Annotated in this window: 1 protein-coding gene; it reads left to right on the forward strand. The window is 66.9% G+C overall.

What is annotated here, in order from left to right; genetic code table 11:
• The first annotated feature begins 86 nt into the window (after positions 1-86).
• Positions 87-1,220 (forward strand): IS630 family transposase, encoded by a 1,134-nt coding sequence (locus tag ACZ6EM_RS40470; RefSeq protein ID WP_465774690.1) that lies wholly within the window; start codon positions 87-89, stop codon positions 1,218-1,220.
• Positions 1,221-1,231: the final 11 nt, after the last annotated feature.

Here is a 1,231-nt window from a genome sequence, read left to right on the forward strand (position 1 = left end):
CTAGTGCCGCATCAGACTGCGTTCGCCCCGTTGTGACGCATCGCTCGGTTGCCGCCAGGTGGCAACCGAGCGGCCAGAATGATCACGTGGCTGAACGCGTAAGAGTGCGGGAGATTGACGACGACGAGGGCAGGCGCCTGCTGCGGATCGTCCGCAGAGGCACCGGGTCCGTGGTGACCTGGAGGCGGTCCCAGATGGTCCTGCTGTCCGCGCAGGGCATGGCGGTGGCGAAGATCGCCGAGGTGACGTTCACCAGCGCGGACCGGGTCCGGGACGTGATCCACAACTTCAACACCGACGGCTTCGACTCGCTCTACCCGAAGTACAAGGGCGGACGGCCGAGGACCTTCACGCTGCCCGAGCGCCGTGAGATCAAGAAGATCGCCAAGTCCAGGCCGGCCGAGCACGGCCTGCCGTTCTCGACCTGGAGCCTGGCCAAGCTGGCCGACTTCCTGGTCGCCGAGGGGGTGGTCGACGACATCAGCCACGAGGGCCTGCGGGTCCTGCTCCGCGAGGAGGGCGTCTCCTTTCAACGCGTGAAGACCTGGAAGACCTCCCGCGACCCGGACTACGCCGCAAAGAAGGCAAGGGTCGAGCACCTCTACGCGATCGCCGACGGCGAGGTCATACCCGAGCAGGGAGAACCCGAAGTCGTCTTCTGCATGGACGAGTTCGGGCCGCTCAACCTCCAGCCCCACCCCGGACGCCAGTGGGCCGAACGCGGCGGCAGGCACAAGGACCCCGACCGTGAGCCCCGGCCCCGCCGACGAGCGACCTACACCCGCCCGCACGGAGTCCGGCACCTGTTCGCCGCCTACGACCTCGCCAAGGACCGGCTCTACGGCCACATCAAGAAGACCAAGAACCGCTCGAAGTTCCTGGAGTTCTGCCGCTACCTGCGCTCGCTGCACCCGATGGACGTGCGCATCGCGATCGTGGCCGACAACTACTCGCCGCACCTGACCACCAAACGGTGCCAGCGGGTCGGGACATGGGCGGCCGCGAACAACGTCGAGATCGCCTACACCCCGACCAACAGCTCCTGGCTCAACCGGATCGAGGCCCAGTTCACCGCCCTGCGCTACTTCGCGCTCGACGGCACCGACCACGCCAGCCACAAGGAACAGGGCAGCATGATCCGCCGCTACATCATCTGGCGGAACAAGCACGCCGCCGACGAACGCCTACGCGCAGTCGTCGCCAGGGCCAACGTTGCCTGATGCGGCACTAG

The sequence above is a fragment of the Kitasatospora sp. NPDC041917 genome (assembly GCF_055589745.1).